A 1,617-nucleotide genomic window follows, 5' to 3' on the forward strand; every position below is an offset into this window, starting at 1 on the left:
TACCTAAAGGAGTAAAAAACCCTGAAATATCTTTATCTTTAAGGGAATATAAACCGATCTTTCGTTCTAAAGTAGCTTTTTACTATATCTTAACTATTGTTCTTGGGCTGCAAAGCTATTGGATTTTTATTGGCATGTCCCCTATTTTGTATAGCTGATCTTATATAAAGTGATCACAAATCTTGTTCCTCAAAAAGGGATTCAACAGCGCATTGTAATTTACGACGACGCGACTTGGCTTGGGCCCATTTTTTCTCAATAGGATTTAAGTCTGGTGAATACGGGGGCAAATAAAGGACTGTGTGTCCAAGAAACTCAAGAGCACTGATCATTTCTACTCCTTTGTGAAAGGTCGCATTGTCAAGCACAACAACGCTTCTAGGAGGAAGCTTAGGGATCAAATCTTGTAAAACCCACTGGTTGAAAATAACTGTATTGATCGTCGTTTCAAATAAACTCACGGTCAGCAAAATTCCCCCAAGCAATGCGCCAATAGCATTGGTTCTTCCCTTTGCGCCCCAATCATGCGTCCCAAAACAACGTGAGCCTTTCTTTGCATAACCATGAGTACGAGGCATGTCATGCGCGAACCCACTCTCATCAATGAAAACAGGTGGACGTCCTTGCTTTTCAAAATCTGCTAGGGTTTGGCAGAATGCAGATCGTTTTTCTAAATTCGCTCGGGGATGATTGAGGGTTTTTTTTATAGCTTACTCCCAAACGTTTTAAGGCATGAGCAACGCCCGCCCGACTTACATTCAAGCGTTTTGCGCGCTCATACTGATAGGCATCAGGGTAGGCTTCAACATCTTTCTTCAAAGCCTCCATGTCGATTTTTGTTGCTGGCTTATTGCGAGTCTTTTTTGATTCAATATCCTTTGACCACCGCACAACACTTGCGATACCAACATCAAATCTCTTGGCGATCTTTGCTAAACTAAGGGATTCTTTCTCTTTAATGAACAAAGCTTTTTCTCGAAAATCACGTGAATATGTCATAGCAATACCTCTTATTGTTCTTATTGCTACAATTATACTCAAATTATATGATTTTGGCTATATGATCTGTTATTTAAGAAAATCCCATAATTGAATCTTTTTATTGACACATATAAGAACATAATATATTTCTTGATCTCATTATAAAATTCCAAATTGAAAGATATATTAGAGCTGTTGCGTAAATAAGGATTTGGGACGTTGGTTAAAGGATTCGAGCTTTCCCCCAACCCCGATACTCTAGACTGATTCAAAATCATTTTTCAGATTAACAATTCCTGCAATAATATTGAACTTTACGTTGTACCATTTCCGTTTATTATGATAACGATCTGAGAGAATCCTGAATGTTTTGATGTCTCTTATGATATTTTCGACTTTAACACGAATGCGAGATAGAGCCTTGTTGTATTCTTTTTCCTCTGCGTCAAGAGGTTTCGTTTTTGTTGCCTTATAAGGCAATTCAATTTCATGATGAAGTTTATCCAACCCTTGATACCCTGAATTTACAAAAGCCCTTGTATTCTTAGGGATAGGGGGTTCTGTTTTGTGGAGCTCAAAGTCATGAACCGAGCCTTGTTTTGGTTTTGAGACATGAACAATGCGACCTTTGGAAAA

At 38.2% G+C, this 1,617-nt stretch carries 3 protein-coding genes; all 3 read right to left on the reverse strand.

The genetic code is table 11. The features are described 5' to 3' along the window. Window positions 1–173 precede the first annotated feature (173 nt). Entirely contained in the window at window positions 174–707 is a 534-nt protein-coding gene (locus tag VGT41_00665; GenBank protein ID HEV2600784.1) for a transposase, read from the reverse strand. Beyond that, a complete protein-coding gene (locus VGT41_00670; protein ID HEV2600785.1) occupies window positions 631–999 on the reverse strand; it encodes an IS630 transposase-related protein in 369 nt (122 codons plus the stop codon). The genes VGT41_00665 and VGT41_00670 overlap by 77 nt, the downstream gene beginning before the upstream one ends. A 240-nt stretch (window positions 1,000–1,239) precedes the next feature. Then, window positions 1,240–1,617 (reverse strand): transposase family protein (locus VGT41_00675; protein HEV2600786.1); only part of this gene is annotated, 378 nt, incomplete at its 5' end.

The organism is Candidatus Babeliales bacterium (genome assembly GCA_035944115.1).
Taxonomy (GTDB): domain Bacteria; phylum Babelota; class Babeliae; order Babelales; family Vermiphilaceae; genus DASZBJ01.

Excerpts from the sequence above, each read along its gene's own strand:
- VGT41_00670 (HEV2600785.1), bottom strand. The coding sequence starts at position 999 with ATGACATATTCACGTGATTTTCGAGAAAAAGCTTTGTTCATTAAAGAG.